The organism is Parabacteroides goldsteinii, assembly GCF_020091425.1.
GTDB classification, from domain to species: Bacteria; Bacteroidota; Bacteroidia; order Bacteroidales; family Tannerellaceae; genus Parabacteroides; species Parabacteroides goldsteinii.
In genome coordinates this window covers 731,872-747,253 of sequence record NZ_CP081906.1, presented here as the reverse complement: position 1 = coordinate 747,253, position 15,382 = coordinate 731,872, and the positions used below count along the sequence as shown (strand labels likewise).

At 43.0% G+C, this 15,382-nt stretch carries 14 protein-coding genes; 8 read left to right on the top strand and 6 right to left on the bottom strand.

What is annotated here, in order from left to right; genetic code table 11:
• Nucleotides 1–5: 5 nt before the first annotated feature.
• On the bottom strand, nucleotides 6–2,843 hold the full coding sequence (locus K6V26_RS04030; protein ID WP_199722608.1) for a bifunctional fucokinase/fucose-1-phosphate guanylyltransferase: 2,838 nt from the start codon (nucleotides 2,841–2,843) through the stop codon (nucleotides 6–8).
• 278 nt (nucleotides 2,844–3,121) lie between these two features.
• On the opposite strand from K6V26_RS04030, the gene K6V26_RS04025 reads away from it, so the two are divergent.
• The 5 genes from K6V26_RS04025 (at nucleotide 3,122) to K6V26_RS04005 (ending at nucleotide 7,262) form a co-directional block, all read left to right on the top strand.
• Complete coding sequence (locus K6V26_RS04025) at nucleotides 3,122–3,724, top strand: master DNA invertase Mpi family serine-type recombinase (protein ID WP_007657826.1); 603 nt, start codon at nucleotides 3,122–3,124, stop codon at nucleotides 3,722–3,724.
• A 619-nt stretch (nucleotides 3,725–4,343) separates the two neighbouring features.
• A complete protein-coding gene (ndk, locus tag K6V26_RS04020) occupies nucleotides 4,344–4,805 on the top strand; it encodes a nucleoside-diphosphate kinase (RefSeq protein WP_007657824.1) in 462 nt (153 codons plus the stop codon).
• Nucleotides 4,806–5,089: 284 nt separating this feature from the next.
• Nucleotides 5,090–5,599 (top strand): DUF4494 domain-containing protein, encoded by a 510-nt coding sequence (locus K6V26_RS04015; RefSeq protein ID WP_044215177.1) that lies wholly within the window; start codon nucleotides 5,090–5,092, stop codon nucleotides 5,597–5,599.
• Nucleotides 5,596–6,264: a YggS family pyridoxal phosphate-dependent enzyme gene (locus K6V26_RS04010; RefSeq protein WP_007657822.1), complete on the top strand. Its 669-nt coding sequence runs from the start codon at nucleotides 5,596–5,598 to the stop codon at nucleotides 6,262–6,264. Before K6V26_RS04015 ends, K6V26_RS04010 begins: the two co-directional genes overlap by 4 nt.
• A 20-nt stretch (nucleotides 6,265–6,284) precedes the next feature.
• Complete coding sequence (locus K6V26_RS04005; protein WP_007657821.1) at nucleotides 6,285–7,262, top strand: dihydroorotate dehydrogenase-like protein; 978 nt, start codon at nucleotides 6,285–6,287, stop codon at nucleotides 7,260–7,262.
• A 57-nt stretch (nucleotides 7,263–7,319) separates the two neighbouring features.
• Here K6V26_RS04005 and K6V26_RS04000 read toward each other — a convergent pair whose 3' ends face one another.
• A complete protein-coding gene (locus tag K6V26_RS04000) occupies nucleotides 7,320–7,646 on the bottom strand; it encodes a cupin domain-containing protein (protein WP_007657820.1) in 327 nt (108 codons plus the stop codon).
• A 170-nt stretch (nucleotides 7,647–7,816) separates the two neighbouring features.
• On the opposite strand from K6V26_RS04000, the gene K6V26_RS03995 reads away from it, so the two are divergent.
• Together K6V26_RS03995 and K6V26_RS03990 are read left to right on the top strand one after the other, a co-directional pair.
• On the top strand, nucleotides 7,817–8,182 hold the full coding sequence (locus K6V26_RS03995; protein ID WP_224264641.1) for a MarR family winged helix-turn-helix transcriptional regulator: 366 nt from the start codon (nucleotides 7,817–7,819) through the stop codon (nucleotides 8,180–8,182).
• 66 nt (nucleotides 8,183–8,248) lie between these two features.
• Nucleotides 8,249–10,705, top strand: coding sequence for a CoA-disulfide reductase (locus tag K6V26_RS03990; protein WP_224264640.1), 2,457 nt, complete (start codon nucleotides 8,249–8,251; stop codon nucleotides 10,703–10,705).
• A 142-nt stretch (nucleotides 10,706–10,847) separates the two neighbouring features.
• Here the strand turns inward: K6V26_RS03990 and K6V26_RS03985 are convergent, their stop codons facing one another.
• The 4 genes from K6V26_RS03985 to K6V26_RS03970 all read right to left on the bottom strand — a co-directional run bounded on the left by K6V26_RS03985 (nucleotide 10,848) and on the right by K6V26_RS03970 (nucleotide 14,688).
• Nucleotides 10,848–12,140, bottom strand: coding sequence for a DUF3472 domain-containing protein (locus K6V26_RS03985; RefSeq protein WP_224264639.1), 1,293 nt, complete (start codon nucleotides 12,138–12,140; stop codon nucleotides 10,848–10,850).
• 96 nt (nucleotides 12,141–12,236) lie between these two features.
• Entirely contained in the window at nucleotides 12,237–13,511 is a 1,275-nt protein-coding gene (gene serS, locus K6V26_RS03980) for a serine--tRNA ligase (RefSeq protein ID WP_010800095.1), read from the bottom strand.
• A 79-nt stretch (nucleotides 13,512–13,590) separates the two neighbouring features.
• Nucleotides 13,591–14,121 carry a C40 family peptidase gene (locus tag K6V26_RS03975; RefSeq protein ID WP_007657815.1) on the bottom strand — a complete coding sequence of 177 codons (531 nt, stop codon included), beginning with the start codon at nucleotides 14,119–14,121 and terminating at the stop codon, nucleotides 13,591–13,593.
• Between the two features lie 159 nt (nucleotides 14,122–14,280).
• Entirely contained in the window at nucleotides 14,281–14,688 is a 408-nt protein-coding gene (locus K6V26_RS03970) for a DUF1848 family protein (RefSeq protein WP_007657814.1), read from the bottom strand.
• 220 nt (nucleotides 14,689–14,908) lie between these two features.
• Between K6V26_RS03970 and K6V26_RS03965 the strand changes: the two genes are divergently transcribed.
• Nucleotides 14,909–15,373, top strand: a complete 465-nt coding sequence (locus K6V26_RS03965; RefSeq protein ID WP_007657813.1) for a YdeI/OmpD-associated family protein — start codon at nucleotides 14,909–14,911, stop codon at nucleotides 15,371–15,373.
• Nucleotides 15,374–15,382 lie beyond the last annotated feature (9 nt).

The following is a 15,382-nucleotide window of genomic DNA, read 5'->3' as shown; positions in this document are numbered from 1 at the left end:
CGAAGTTACGACCGGCTGATCTGTAACCCCTTATCGGAAAGGCTCATCTCAACGAAACGGGCATTCGGATTATGCGGCGAAGCAGTCAGCTGTCTGCGTATTTGTAAGGCCGCATCCGGATCTTTAGCGACGATATACAGATAACCGCCTCCACCTGCTCCGGGTAATTTATATCCCAAGGCATACTCTTTAATCTGGGTGATAAGTGCCTCTACTGCCGGAGGATTTGTTCCGGAATCGAGTGCTTTCTTTTGTTCCCAGGTCTTTGCGATAAGTTTGCCGTAGGTTTCAAAATTACCGCATTGGATGGCTTCAAACATATCCAGGGCATGTGTTTTCATTTCTGAGAGTAGGCGGAGATGAGTAGCACTGTTTAGGAACATCCCCTGCACGATCTCAGCCAGGATATTTTTTGCCGTACGGGTTATACCGGTATAATAAAGTAAATGACAGCCCTGATATTGCGAGTCTGTAAACAAATATTCCGGCAACCAGCGCACGGAAGGATTCTGGTTGAATCCCTCTCCTGTTTGTAAAAGTTTCAGACCGTGCAATACTCCGCCATACTGATCCTGCCAGCCTCCGCCGGTTGTCAGCAATTGTTCCAAGATCAATGTACGGTACCCTATCTTACTTTTATCCCAGGCCAGACCGCAAAAATCAGAGATTGCACCCAGAACCGTTGCTGCCAGGATAGAACTGGTACCAAGTCCGGAACCGGCAGGAATAGCCGCCAGTAAAGTTACCTCCAACCCGCAACCGAAACTCCTCAACTGATCTTCCAGCGAAGGATAATGCTCTGCTGAAAATTCCGGGACAAACCCGGCAAGTGCCAACGCAGCTTTCGGTATAGAGAAAGGAGAACCGATCTTTTTATAATCATGCAATTCATCCCAGGTTGAAACAACCTCCATAGCCCCCAGGTCTATGGAACGTAAAATAATTTTATATTCTTTCGATGGCTTGACATATACTTGCAACGGTGGCTGGCCATTCAGTTCGATAGCTACATTAACCACGTTTCCCCCGGCATACATACAGTAAGGAGGTGTGTCAGTCCATCCGCCAGCCAGGTCGATACGTACCGGACTACGTCCCCAAACAATCTGATCGCGATAGACATTCAGGAAAGGAGATTGCTTTTCACGGGAAACAGACCCGATCAGTCCTTCTCTCAACAATGAAAAAGCATCCTGTTGTTCCTCTTCATAAGGTTTCCCTTCCAGTTGCAATACACGAGCCCGGAACATCCGGTTATGTATCCGTTTCATTAAAGGAACTTCAGAGGAAAGCACCTCAGGTAAAGCCAGATTTCCACCGGCAAATTCACGTGCAGCATCAGCAAGGTCCAACTGATAGAAGACACTTTTCTCGTGATTAGCGGCCAGCATCGGCCAGTTGGCATAACGGAACTTTTCACGTTGGGCAAACAACCGATCCAGATTCGCATAATCAGATAATTCATTCGCCGACATTTTCCGGGAAGTTTCCCATATCTTACGGCCATTTTCCAGTCCGGGTTCGGAAACCATCCAGCGTATTACCAGTCCTAATTCGTCCACATTTTTACAAACGGGGAACAACGGGGCATTCTGTAAATCATCAAAAGGTTCGAATGTTACTCCCCTATCCTTTACCCATTGAATGACAGGACATCCCATGAAAAGCGTTTTCTCATTGTCAGATGCCCCTTTAAACGGATCATTAAAACCATAAGGACGTGCAGCCCAGTCTTGCTCACCGACCGGAACGACATCGATACAAACACCGGAGGGCAGATCCAATTCCCAGTTATTTGCCGGGACACCGGTTATTATATGGCGGTTATCCAGTTTCCAATTCTTTCCTATATAACTGTTTTCAATCCATAGCTCAGAGTTCTCGGCTGTCAGCGTCAAATCGATAGCTGCATTCTGCACGAACATGGCCGGGTGAGGTTTAACCTTCCGGTGCATAATTGCCCGCTGGTCACGTACCAGATTCTGAACGGCTAGTGTGGAAGAGATCAGTTCACGACTCGTGCCATAATGGTAAAACTCTCCTCCTTCCAATGGTAAAATAGCCACACTTAACTGATTCAGTTCAGTATCGGCAATACGGGGATGTTCTCCCAATGCCAGTCCAAATTCAGAATACAAATCGTAAGATTTCATAGTCTTCCCGTCGGCTGTATAAGAATGTTTCATCAGCAACTCCATTGCCCGGTCGCTAAGTAACCAAACCCCTATATCCATCAGGAAAAGATGTGTCTGTGCCAACTTCCCCAAATCATCCAAAGAAGGCTTCTGAAGCATAAAGTCCAGTTTATCGGGCGTCTGCCGGTCCGACACAAACACACCATGGTTGGTCGCCAAGGCAGGATCGACCCACAATCCGTAACAAACAACATCCACCTCCGGAATATCCTGTAACGGCTCACTGTTTCTTATATACACATCACCACTGGCAATCAGGGTATGGAGTGAATCCGGCGCTTTATGCATGATCTCCTCATATAAAGGAAGTTGCAGGGATAGCAGATTTTGTGATAACTTTTGCCCTCTCGCCCATCTGAAAACAGGTATCGGAGTCAAAATCTTTCCCGACGGGGCATATCCAGGTAACCGCCGGCTTTGACCTCCGGCATGCAACAAAATTCTTTTTTCTTTTGCCAGCCATTCCTTTACAGGTATTTGAGGTGCTTCATTTTGCCGGCATGCTTCGATCAACCAGGTTGTACCACCACCGGAACCAAGCCGTGCCCCTACCGGGTCGGAAGTACAAAACCATTCATCCACATTTACTTTCGCTATCTTGTGGAAACTATTCACCAAATTGGGCGGTAACGATAATAATTTCTTCATATTTATATATGTATCAGGAAACGATGAAATCATTCCTGCCTAGTTATTCTATCTTTATCACAAAAGTAGTTTTTCCTTCCATTATGATCACACGTAAGTTAAATTTTAATTTAATTTTACCATTCAATATGCCATTGGTTTAAATTATTATATTCATATTTGTAGTGAAAAGCAACTTACATATCCAGTTGACGATAAAAAACGTTGGTTTTTACTAATCACCCCCTATCATTTAGTTTTCTAACGTATCTTTAGTTATTCATTTAATATTCAATTGTATGATATACGGTTATGTAAGAGTCAGTACGGATAAGCAGAGTACTGAAAATCAGCGATTTGAAATTGAAAAGTTCGCAAAAGCCAAAAGCATGCGTATTGATCGCTGGGTAGAAGAAACAATCAGTGGAACAACAGATGTTGCAGAACGGCAACTAGGACGGTTAATCAAGCAAATCCGTAAAGGAGACATCTTGATTACAACTGAGTTATCCCGTTTAGGTCGTAACCTGATGCAGGTTATGAGCTTCCTCCATCAATGCATGGAGAGAGACATTTTCGTGATAACAGTAAAAGAACGCTATGAGTTGGGAAACAACATCAACAGCAAAATCCTGGCCTTTGCTTTCAGCCTGAGTGCCGAGATAGAACGTAACCTGATTTCTCAACGTACAAAAGAAGCGTTGGCACGAAAGAAAAAAGAAGGGACAAAACTAGGTCGTCCCAAGGGGGGAAAGTCGGAACAGTACAAACTGTCCGGTAAAGAAAATCTCATTCGTAAACTTCTGGAAGAAAAGAAAACCAGATTGTACATCAGTAAAAAGTTAGGAGTAAACAGACAAACTTTAAGAGATTTCATGAGGATGAACCCGGAGTTAGACTGATTATAGAAATATTAAGTTTTTTGTCGCCCGAAGAACATGTGTCCCAATTGTTAAACAATGCAATCCAGGTGAATAAAATCTAAGCTAAATTGTTTATTTATAGTTGTTTGTTCTAAATACATAAGAAAAATGTGTATTGAAACATCTAATATTAATACTGTTTGTGTTCTGAAGGAATATTTTATCCACCATTACACTCTCATTATGAAAACATTAGATACAATTATCGATCAACAAAAAATTAATTTTTAATGATTCACATATCAGAAGCAAATAACAGGCCGTCTTCGGACAAGACAGACATTTTTTTGAGAATAAAAAAGAGATTGTAAAAATTACACCAAGAGAAAAAATTCAAGGAATAAAGTGATATGGATATAAGTATTTAAGTTAAAAGCTAAGAAGTTATTCTATTAGGCGCAGCAAGGAATAGAAAGAACAAGAACTCTGGGATTCTACTTTAGTAAATAATTACTTGTGTATTGAGAAAACTTCATTTTTTCATCTCACTTTTACACATTATTATACTATAAATTAACTAATTGTGAATAAATATACTATCTTTGGGATAAATTGCGCTAGTAGAAATATTCGTTGAACCTTATAAAAAGAAAAAAGTATGGAAAGAACACTTGTTATATTAAAACCATGCACCATCCAGCGAGGTCTGATTGGTGAAATAATTGCCCGTTTTGAAAAAAAGGGATTGATACTGGAAGGCATGAAAATGACCTGGTTGACGGATGAGATTTTAAGCGAACATTACGCTCACCTGAAAGAAAGGTCTTTTTTTCAAAGGGTTAAAGACGCAATGGCTGTATGCCCTGTGATTGTTTGTTGCTGGAAAGGAGTCGATGCGGTAAATGTAGTGCGTACGCTGGCCGGATCAACCAATGGAAGAAATGCCGCCCCGGGAACCATCCGCGGAGATTACAGCATGAGTGTACAGGAAAATATCGTACATGCCTCCGATTCACCGGAAACAGCCGCAATCGAATTGAAAAGATTTTTCAATGAGGATGAATTATTTAGTTATGAGACAAAAAACCTGCTCAGTCTTTATGCAAACGATGAATTCTGAGAGATAAAGTAAACAAAAAGCCGGAAAAGAGAAATCATAGACTCTTTTCCGGCTTTTTTATTTCTACTATATCATCCTATCCTCCCGAACCGGATGAACAACCTCATTACTAATCTAAAAATCTAATACCATGAAAAACACACTACATTATATAAACAAGCCCATTCTATGAAATGTTCCGAAAAAATAAAGAAATTACTTGCAGTTGTATTATTCCCGAATTGGACCTATATTTGTACTGTATTTTAAACACGAGTACAGACAAAAAATTAAAAGAAAACAATATGCACAGTTGGTTTGAATGTAAAGTCTCCTTTGAAAAAGTATTGGAGAACGGAATGCAAAAGAAAGTAACAGAACCTTATCTGGTCGACGCCCTCTCTTTCACAGAAGCGGAAGCCCGTATCATCGAAGAAATACGCCCGTTCATATCCGGCGAATTTACTGTTACTGACATCAAACGTGCCCGTCTTTCAGAATTGTTCTTCAACGAAAACGGCGACCGTTTCTACAAAATTAAAGTATATTTCATCACACTCGATGAAAAAAGCGGCGCTGAAAAGAAAACGGCTGCACAGATGCTTGCACAGGCTTGCACACTGAAAGAAGCCATCGCCGTACTGGAAGAAGGCATGAAAGGCACCATGGCCGATTACACAATCGCTTCGGTTACAGAAACCATGCTGATGGACGTATTCCCTTTCTCCGTCAATGATGACAAAACGCCCAAATCAGGAGAAGAACTGATTGCCGAACAGAAAAAACAGGCTGAGGACAAAGCACAGGAAGCATGAGTATCTCCCAGAACATAGTACAGTTAAAGGCATCGCTACCGGCAAACGTCACATTGGTAGCCGTGTCCAAGTTTCATCCGGCAGAAGCATTGATGGAGGCCTACAATGCTGGCCAGCGTGTCTTTGGCGAAAGCAGGGCACAGGAGCTGACGGCTAAACAAAAAGTACTACCGGGTGATATCGAATGGCATTTTATCGGTCCGCTGCAAAGCAATAAAGTGAAAGATATTGCGCCATTTATCCATACAATCCATAGCATCGACTCACTGAAATTATTACAGGAAGTAAATAAACAAGCCGCAAAAAACAACCGTATAATCCGTGTATTACTGGAGATACATGTTGCTCAGGAAGAGACCAAACACGGACTAAGTCCTGACGAGTGCCGTGAGCTTCTGCAAAACGAACAACTTGCCGAACTAGGCAATATTCAGATATGCGGATTGATGGGAATGGCGACCTATACCGATGACATTGCGCTCATCGAACAGGAATTTCACATCTTACATGAACTTTTCAGCGAATTAAAAGCTATATATTTCATAGGAAATGATAATTTTGCAGTACTATCTATGGGAATGAGTCACGATTATCCGGTTGCCATTCGCCAGGGTAGCACCATGATACGGGTTGGAACCAGTATTTTCGGCGAACGCGAGTACTAACACATTAAATTGAATCTGACATGATTGACATTAAAACCCAATATGCGGGACTAACACTTCGTAATCCGTTAATTGTAGGAAGTTCAGGTCTGACAAACAACCCTGAGCGAAACAAGGAATTCGAAAAGGCAGGTGCCGGAGCGATTGTTCTCAAATCTCTTTTTGAAGAACAAATTGAAATGCAAAGCGATTCGCTTATGCAGGATTCAGACTATCCGGAAGCTGCCGATTATATCCGCGGTTATGTAAAAGCAAACCAGGTAAACAACTATCTGGAACTGATAAAAAAGACAAAAGAACAGTGTACCATTCCTATCATTGCCAGCATCAACTGTTACAAGTCTGATGTGTGGATTGACTTTGCCCGCCAGATAGAGCTGGCAGGAGCCGACGCACTGGAACTGAATGTCTATTTTCTTGAAACAAGTCTGGAATACAATCCCGACGAGATTCGTGACCTTTACGTCAACATCATCCGAAAAGTAAAGGAAACGGTTTCAATACCCGTTATCATGAAAATCGGGAAGAACGTCGGAAACATTCCGGCACTGGTTAATACACTAAAGGTTAACGGGGCAGATGGCGTAGTGATGTTCAACCGCTTTTACCAGCCGGACATCGACATCAACAATATGCAGATAGTATCGGGCAACGTATTCAGCAACCACTCCGACCTGAGCGACACAATCCGCTGGACGGCAATCATTTCAGGTAAGGTTCCCGGAATAAGCATCGCTTCGTCGACCGGTATCCACGATTGGGAAGACGTTATCAAATGCCTGTTGGCAGGAGCTTCTGCCGTACAGATGTGCAGCGCATTATATACTCATGGCGGCGAAATCATATCACAGGTACTTACTTGTATTGAAGAATGGATGCACCAGACACATTATCAGAATCTGGCACAATTCCAGGGTAAACTGAATTATGCCAATATCCCGGATCCGGCCATGTATGAACGTTCACAGTTCATGAAATACTTCTCAAACAGAGACTAAGAAACAAATCTGATAAAACAAAAAAGAGACAGGGTTCCAGCCTTGTCTCTTTTTTATTTATTCCTTAATCATTGTCAGAAGCATTTTAAAACGTTGCACCGCTGTTAAAGCATGCGGTACATTGGCAGGAAGCACCAACGACTCCCCTGCTTTCATCCGGGAATGATTTCCATCGACAACGATTTCCATTTCACCTTCCAGTATTTGTACCAGAGCATCAAAAGGTGCGGTATGTTCACTCAGTCCTTCCCCTTTATCAAAAGAAAACAGAGTAATGTTACCTGCTGCACTTTTCACGATTTGTTTGCTGACAACCCCACCCGCTGAATAATCAACCAAATTGCTTAAATCGACTACAACTCCTTTTTGAAATAATTTTTCCATATCTTTTCTATTTACTGGTTTATAATAATCAATTCTGTTTTTCTTAAAACAACAGATGAAAAACATTTGTTCTCAACTACCCTTCAACAAGCCGGATGAAATATTTTCCACTAAACAATATCAATATTAAAAATATTATCTATCTTTGCATCATTAATAAAGAATACGACATGGAAGCAATCTGCGTAATCAAAGACATATACAAAACATTATATCAGTTTGAAAAGGCTTTTTCAGACGTTCATGAAATTACAATCAACGAAGCAATGCTGCTTTGCTGCCTGAAAGACAACCAGCCCAAATCAGCAGGCACCATCTGTGAATATATCGGATTATCGAACTCACGTGTATCCAAAGTAATCACCTCCGTTGAGAACAAAGGCTTTATCGACCGTACGATGAGTAAGGAAGATAAACGGCAGATGTTCTTTTCTCTTACCCCGAAAGGGAAAGAAAAAGTACAGAAAATGATGAATGCCGAATTACGTTTCGACGACCTGTTCGGAAAACTGCAACAATGTATGGAAAAGGGATAATCCCTTTTTTTACTTATTTATTTTCCATTAGAAAATATGTATAATAACAATAATAAAGAAAGTAAGATGAAATATTTAGTAATCGGAGGAGTAGCCGGCGGAGCAACAGCCGCCGCACGTCTGAGAAGAATGGACGAAAATGCAGACATTATCCTGTTTGAACGGGGCAAATATGTATCATACGCCAATTGCGGGCTACCTTATTATATCGGTGGCGTCATTGCAGAGCGTGAGAAACTGTTCGTACAAACCGCCGAAGGTTTTACCGCCCGTTTCAATATTGATATACGGACCGAGCAGGAAGTAACCGTTATCCATCCCAAAGAAAAAAACGTAGAAGTGAAGAATCTCCGCACCGGACAGTCTTATACCGAAAGCTATGACAAACTGGTACTCTCTCCGGGAGCCGAACCTTTGCGTCCCGGCATCGAAGGTATCGACAGCAAAAAGATATTCACCCTACGCAACGTACCCGATACCGATACGATCAAAAAGTATATAGACCGGGAGCATCCCCGCCATGCAGTAGTTGTAGGCGGCGGATTCATCGGACTCGAAATGGCCGAAAACCTGCACGACCAGGGTCTTGATATCGCCGTTGTCGAGATGGCTAACCAGGTAATGGCTCCGCTCGATTATTCAATGGCCGCTATCGTACATCAGCAACTGATTGAAAAAAAGGTAGACCTGCGTCTGGAAGACGGCGTATTACGTTTTGAAGAGACGGACGGAGGTATCATCGTCCACCTGAAGAGCGGCAAACAGATTCCGACAGACCTGGTTATCCTCAGTATCGGTGTACGTCCTGAAACAAAGCTGGCCAAAGAAGCCGGACTGACCATCGGAACTTTGGGAGGGATTGCCGTAAACGATTATATGCAGACCTCCGACCCGGACATTTATGCCCTGGGAGATGCTGTCGAAGTGCTCAATCCGGTAACAGGCAAACCGGCTTTAATCCCGCTGGCTGGTCCGGCGAACAAACAGGGACGTATCGTAGCCGATAATATCGTATTCGGCAATCGCGAAACTTATAAAGGTACGATAGGCACTTCTATTGCCAAAGTGTTTGATATTACGGTCGCTGCCGCCGGTGCCAATGCCAAGTTACTGAAACGGGAAGGCATCCCCTATCAGTCATCATACACCCACTCGGCTTCTCATGCCGGTTATTATCCGGGAGCCGTTCCGATGTCTATAAAAATAGTATTCTCACCGGACAATGGACAGTTATACGGTGCCCAGATTGTCGGATTCGACGGAGTAGACAAACGAATCGAAATGCTTGCCCAGGTAATACAACGCAAAGGAACAGTCTACGACCTGACCGAACTGGAACAGGCCTACGCCCCTCCTTATTCGTCAGCCAAAGACCCCGTCAACATGGCTGGTTATGTTGCAGAGAATATCCTTACCAAAAAGGTCGAAACCATTAACTGGCGCGACATAGCACAGTTGGGTAGCAATACCCTGTTGGTCGATGTACGCACAGCCGACGAATACAACCTGGGTTCCATACCGGGAGCTATCAATATCCCGGTCGACGAACTACGTAACCGCCTGCCGGAACTGCCGACCGACAGACCAATCGTAGTGACTTGTGCCATCGGATTACGCGGATATCTAGCTTACCGCATTTTGGTTCAGCATGGTTATAAAAATGTAAAGAACCTGTCGGGAGGATTCAAAACATGGAGTGTAGCAACAGCCGGAATAGCTTCCAAACAAACAGAAGGTAATTCCCAAACAGCGAAGACACCAAAAACGTCTACCGCCGCCGCATCTTCTTCTCCCTCGCAACAGACCATCCGGATTGATGCCTGCGGTCTTCAATGCCCCGGCCCTGTCATGCAGCTGAAAAAACATTATGCTGAAATAAATACAGGCGACCGTCTTCTGATAACCGCCACCGACCAGGGATTCGGGAAAGATGTAGCTGCCTGGTGCAATATGACCGGAGCACAGCTGGTCGGAGTTGAGAATAAATCGGGAGTCATCCATGCCACAATCGAAAAAGGTGAACCTAAAAGTTCCTGTAAGATGGTGAACGGTGCGGACAACAAGACGTTGATTGTATTCAGTGACGACCTGGATAAGGCCCTTGCCTCCTTCGTTATTGCCAACGGAGCCGCCTCGACCGGCAAGAAAGTAACCATGTTCTTCACTTTCTGGGGACTGAATGTCATCAAGAAACGGCAGAAACCGTCTGTTTCAAAAGATATATTCGGCAAAATGTTCGGCTGGATGCTTCCCGCCCACAGCGGTAAACTGAAACTGTCGAAAATGAATATGGGTGGTGCCGGAAGTTGGATGATGCGCCTCATCATGAAGAAAAAGCATATCGACAGCCTGGAAAGCCTCATCGCACAAGCCGCCGAGAATGGTGTCGAAATGATAGCCTGCACCATGAGTATGGATGTGATGGGTGTCAAAAAGGAGGAACTGATGGACAATGTCACACTTGGCGGAGTAGCCACTTATCTTGAACGGGCGGAAGATGCAAATGTAAACCTGTTCATCTAAACATTTCGGTTATTTTCCAAAGGATATATATCCCATAAAAAAGCATATATGTTTTGCGTTTAAAACATATATGCTTTGCTTACAAAAGTCCCTTATTTTGATTTCAAAAGTCCTATACTTTTTTCTTGACAAATAAAGGCCTCTATTTCAGGGGCAATGTCGTTACGTCGACATGCGGAGCTGTTCCATTCGGCTGACGTGTAAAAACAGATTTGAACTCTGTATTATCATTGAAGAAACCGCCATTACGGAGGAAGAACATATTATCTTCCACCCCACCGGCATAATCCTGACGGACACCGGCACGGGCAGTGGCATCATAAGTGAACATGCCTTCGGTAAGCTCTTTCCACTCTCCTTTAGCCGTACGGGCCCATTGGTTTCCAAAATGGACACTACATTCCAGATAGCCTTGCCCGGGCATAAAGTTTTCAAGGAAAGAATGTGCTCCGGTATACCATACGTTTGTCTGCGGCCGCAGAAAACCGGCTATCAATCGCCACTCTCCTTCTTCAGGAGCAAAGAACCAGGCATAATAGGCCGTATTCCCTTTACCGTCCGGATGAACACGGGTAATGACACGATAAGTTTGTCCGGCTTTCCAGGGATATTTCAGATAACTCTGTCCACCCGAACCTTCATTGCCGAACTCTCCGATATGTACATCTTTTCCCTGCGCCAGCAGCTTGATGCGGTGGTCTTCCGGTATCGCTTTCGGATCGTCCGTTTCAAACGGGCTCCATACGGAAAACAAGACACGGCGTTCCGTATCGCTATTCGCCTGGATACCACAATAACCTTCACCGAAACCATTCGTCATAAAGTAACTGCCAATCTTATCTTCTCCCTCCGGAACCGTTATTTCATTGTAGAAATATTCGACCGATTCTTCCGGCAATGTATATTTCATATGTACAGAAGGTCCACGCATTCCCCAGTAAGGTTCAAAGTTACGCACAAAATAAAGAGGCTCCTGCGCAGCCGGCCCGTCTATCAGCAGTTCGGAGATATTGGCAAACTGAGCGCCTTCTTTCTCTTCTCCCTGCAAATCCACACGGATATAACCCGGTTCCGTAACGGATACCTTCCCTACCGGAATAACCGTTTCCTCTGCTTCCGTCACTTTTACGGTAAAACTTTTACCTCCGAAAGTCACCTTTACAGTCGATGGTCCGTCTGCCGCTTTCCCTTTCAGGAAAAGATTCAAATCACCGGGCTGACTGGTTTTAAACCACGCCGACAAGACGGCATCCGTCCCCGTCCACGATTTGATACCATCGGTCGAAACCTTCGCACTCTCTTTTCCGGCAGTCACATAAGTGTTTCCGCCTAACGGAACCGATACAGCCTCAGCCGACAGTTCCATCGGTTTACTCTGGCAGCTGCACATCAGGACAGTTATGCCGAACAGGATAATTTGTTTAATCTTATTCATTCTTATTTTAGATTTAAAGCAAAAACGGGACAGAAGTAAACCTCGCTACTTTCTGTCCCGTTTTTCTATTTATTGTCCGTAGATAAACTAAGGTAATTATTTAATCATATCGAAACCTGTATAAGGAATCAACGCTTTCGGAATGCGGATACCTTCAGGTGTCTGATTGTTTTCAAGCAATGCAGCAACGATACGCGGCAAAGCCAAAGCACTTCCGTTCAGCGTATGGCACAGTTGTGTCTTTTTGTTCTCATCACGATAACGGCATTTCAGACGGTTAGCCTGATAATTATCGAAATTGGAAACAGAACTTACTTCCAACCAACGTTTCTGAGCTTCCGAATATACTTCGAAGTCGAAGCAAAGAGCGGCAGTGAAACTCATGTCGCCACCACACAGACGCAGGATACGGTACGGAAGTTCCAACTTCTGGAGCAGACCTTCCACGTGGTCCAGCATTTCCTGATGAGACTGCTTAGAATGCTCCGGTTTGTCGATACGAACCAGTTCCACTTTAGAGAACTCGTGCAGACGGTTCAAACCGCGTACATCTTTACCATAAGAACCGGCTTCGCGACGGAAACATTGTGTATAGGCACAGTTCTTGATAGGCAACTGTTTCTCATCAATAATTACGTCACGGTAGATATTGGTGACCGGCACTTCGGCAGTCGGTATCAGATAAAGGTCGTCCACTTCACAATGGTACATCTGTCCTTCCTTATCCGGAAGCTGACCGGTACCGAAGCCGGAAGCGGCATTTACCACGGTCGGCGGCATGATTTCCATATAACCGGATTTGCGTGCCTCATCCAGGAAGAAGTTTATCAAAGCACGCTGCAACTGAGCGCCCTGTCCTTTATAAACCGGAAAACCGGCACCTGTAATCTTCACACCCAGGTCGAAGTCAATCAAATCATATTTTTTAGCCAATTCCCAATGAGGCAGTGCGTCCTTCGGCAGTTCTGTTTCCATACCACCCATTTTTTCTACCACATTGTCCTCAGCGGCAACGCCTTCGGGCACTTCATCGTAAGGCACATTCGGAATTGTATAAAGCAGGTTCTGCATCTCTTCCGCAGCCTGGTCCATTTCAGCCTGAATGCCCTTGCTCAGTTCCTTGATTTCGGCAACACGCTTTTTAGCAGCTTCGGCTTCTTCTTTTTTGCCTTCTTTCATCAGGCCACCGATTGTTTTCGACAGCGAGTTAACCTCTGCCAGGTTTGTATCTAATTGATTCTGTGTACTACGTCTTTTATCGTTCAGTTCAATCACCTTAGCGATGCTTTCTTTTGCACCCTTAAAGTGTTTCTTCTCCAGACCACGAATCACGCGGTCTGTTTCTTCCGTAATCATTTTAAGCGTCAACATACTTGCTCTATGTTTATTTATTTTGAAATGCAAAGATACATAAAAAAGCAACTTCCGCTCAGATGTTTACAAAAATATCTCATTTCACCCGTCCTCCCGTTATCCAGCTCCGGGTATAATAGGGTTCGCTCAAGCTGCTGACCATTACTCCCCTGGAAGTACTGGTATGGATAAACTTCCCGTTCTTCAGATAAATTCCTACATGGTTAGGCGTCTTTTTCTTGCCTCCTCCTGTTTTAAAAAACACCAAATCGCCTTCCTGCAATTTGCCACGACTGACCTTCTTACAATTATATTTCAGCATATCCGCCGACGAACGTGCCAACTGTTTTCCATAAACCTCGCGAAACACAATCGCCACAAACCCGGAACAATCCACGCCCCGCTTGGTACTTCCTCCCATCCGGTGAGGTGTCCCCAGCCATTTCGCCCCTTCATTATAAAGAAAGATATTATCATCCGGCGTAATACGCACACCATATAAACGTGACAATTCCTTCGGCCCTTTAAAATCAGCCGGAAGTGCCACACGTTTCTTACTGCTGCAGGATGTCAGGACCAGTACAAACAAAAACAGCCAAAGGCTGAATATAGGATTTTTATATATCATGATTTATTTATTCTCTTTCTGTAGTTGGAGCAATACGATGAACCGTTTCTTTTACTTGCTTTACAACATCTACCCCATCTCATACTTATTAGGATTGATTCTTATAATGCAAATATACATATTTTTCAACACCATTCGAAAAGTTTTTAGAAAACACCATCACATTCCAACGATCGATTCAAAGTAAGGATTCAGTTTGTGCTGGTTATAATTAGCTTCCGCTATCATTTTTGAAGAGTTTGCATAACAATACTCACATTTATGCGGACAGGTATATTTGTTCAACCCCATCAACCCTCTCGCCAGATACTCCATATCATCCTTCTCAAAAAGCCGGTAATTAATATGATTCTTTTCCAGATTCGCTTTTACCTTCTTATATTCCAGAATATCAGCAAAACTGAATACCAGCTTCTTCGTATACCCTTTTAACTGATTTCCGATACGCTCAACCTTTTCCAGTAAATCATCTTTAGAAATCCGGTCAGTCAGCACCATCGGGTCAAAGCGCCAGATAACCCGGTCGCTATCTAGACGGTCAACCAATCGTTTAAACGTATCTATCAACTGACTTATTCCTTCTCAAAATACAATTGTTTTTAGTTGCAAATACAACTGTTTTTGTTTCTAAATACAATTGTATTTGTATTCAAATACTTAAGTCTATGAAATAGAGAACATTTTGAATATTTGTTTTCTTAGAGTTGAAAGAAGATTATTTCACCTACTGACATACTGTTGTCGCCACAATAGTCTATATTTGTAACCTTACTATCAATATTGCAAAATGAAAACAGAAAAGCCATTAGTAGACAAAGATTACGTATTAGATAAAATTGAAAGTTGGACATTTGTCGAAATACCGGAAATCCCAATGCCTAAGACTCCTTTTGGAATGCTAAAAGTAAAAGGAAAGATAGATAACTATGAATTTTCCAATGTACACCTGATGCCTATCGGAAACGGACATATAGGTCTGGCTGTAAAATCGGAAATAAGAAAAAAAATAAAAAAGCAAGCTCCAGATATCGTACATATCACACTGTATGAAGATAATACGCCATTAATAATACCCGAAGAATTATTGTTGTGCATGGAAAATGAGGAGGGCCTCTTAGATAAATTTGAAAAATATAAGCATGGTCAAAAAAAAGCATTTATAGATTGGATTAATTCTGCAAAAACAGAACAAACCAAAGCTAACCGCATTGCCAAAACGATAACAATGATACAAAAGAATGAAAAGATTTAACAGTAGAAA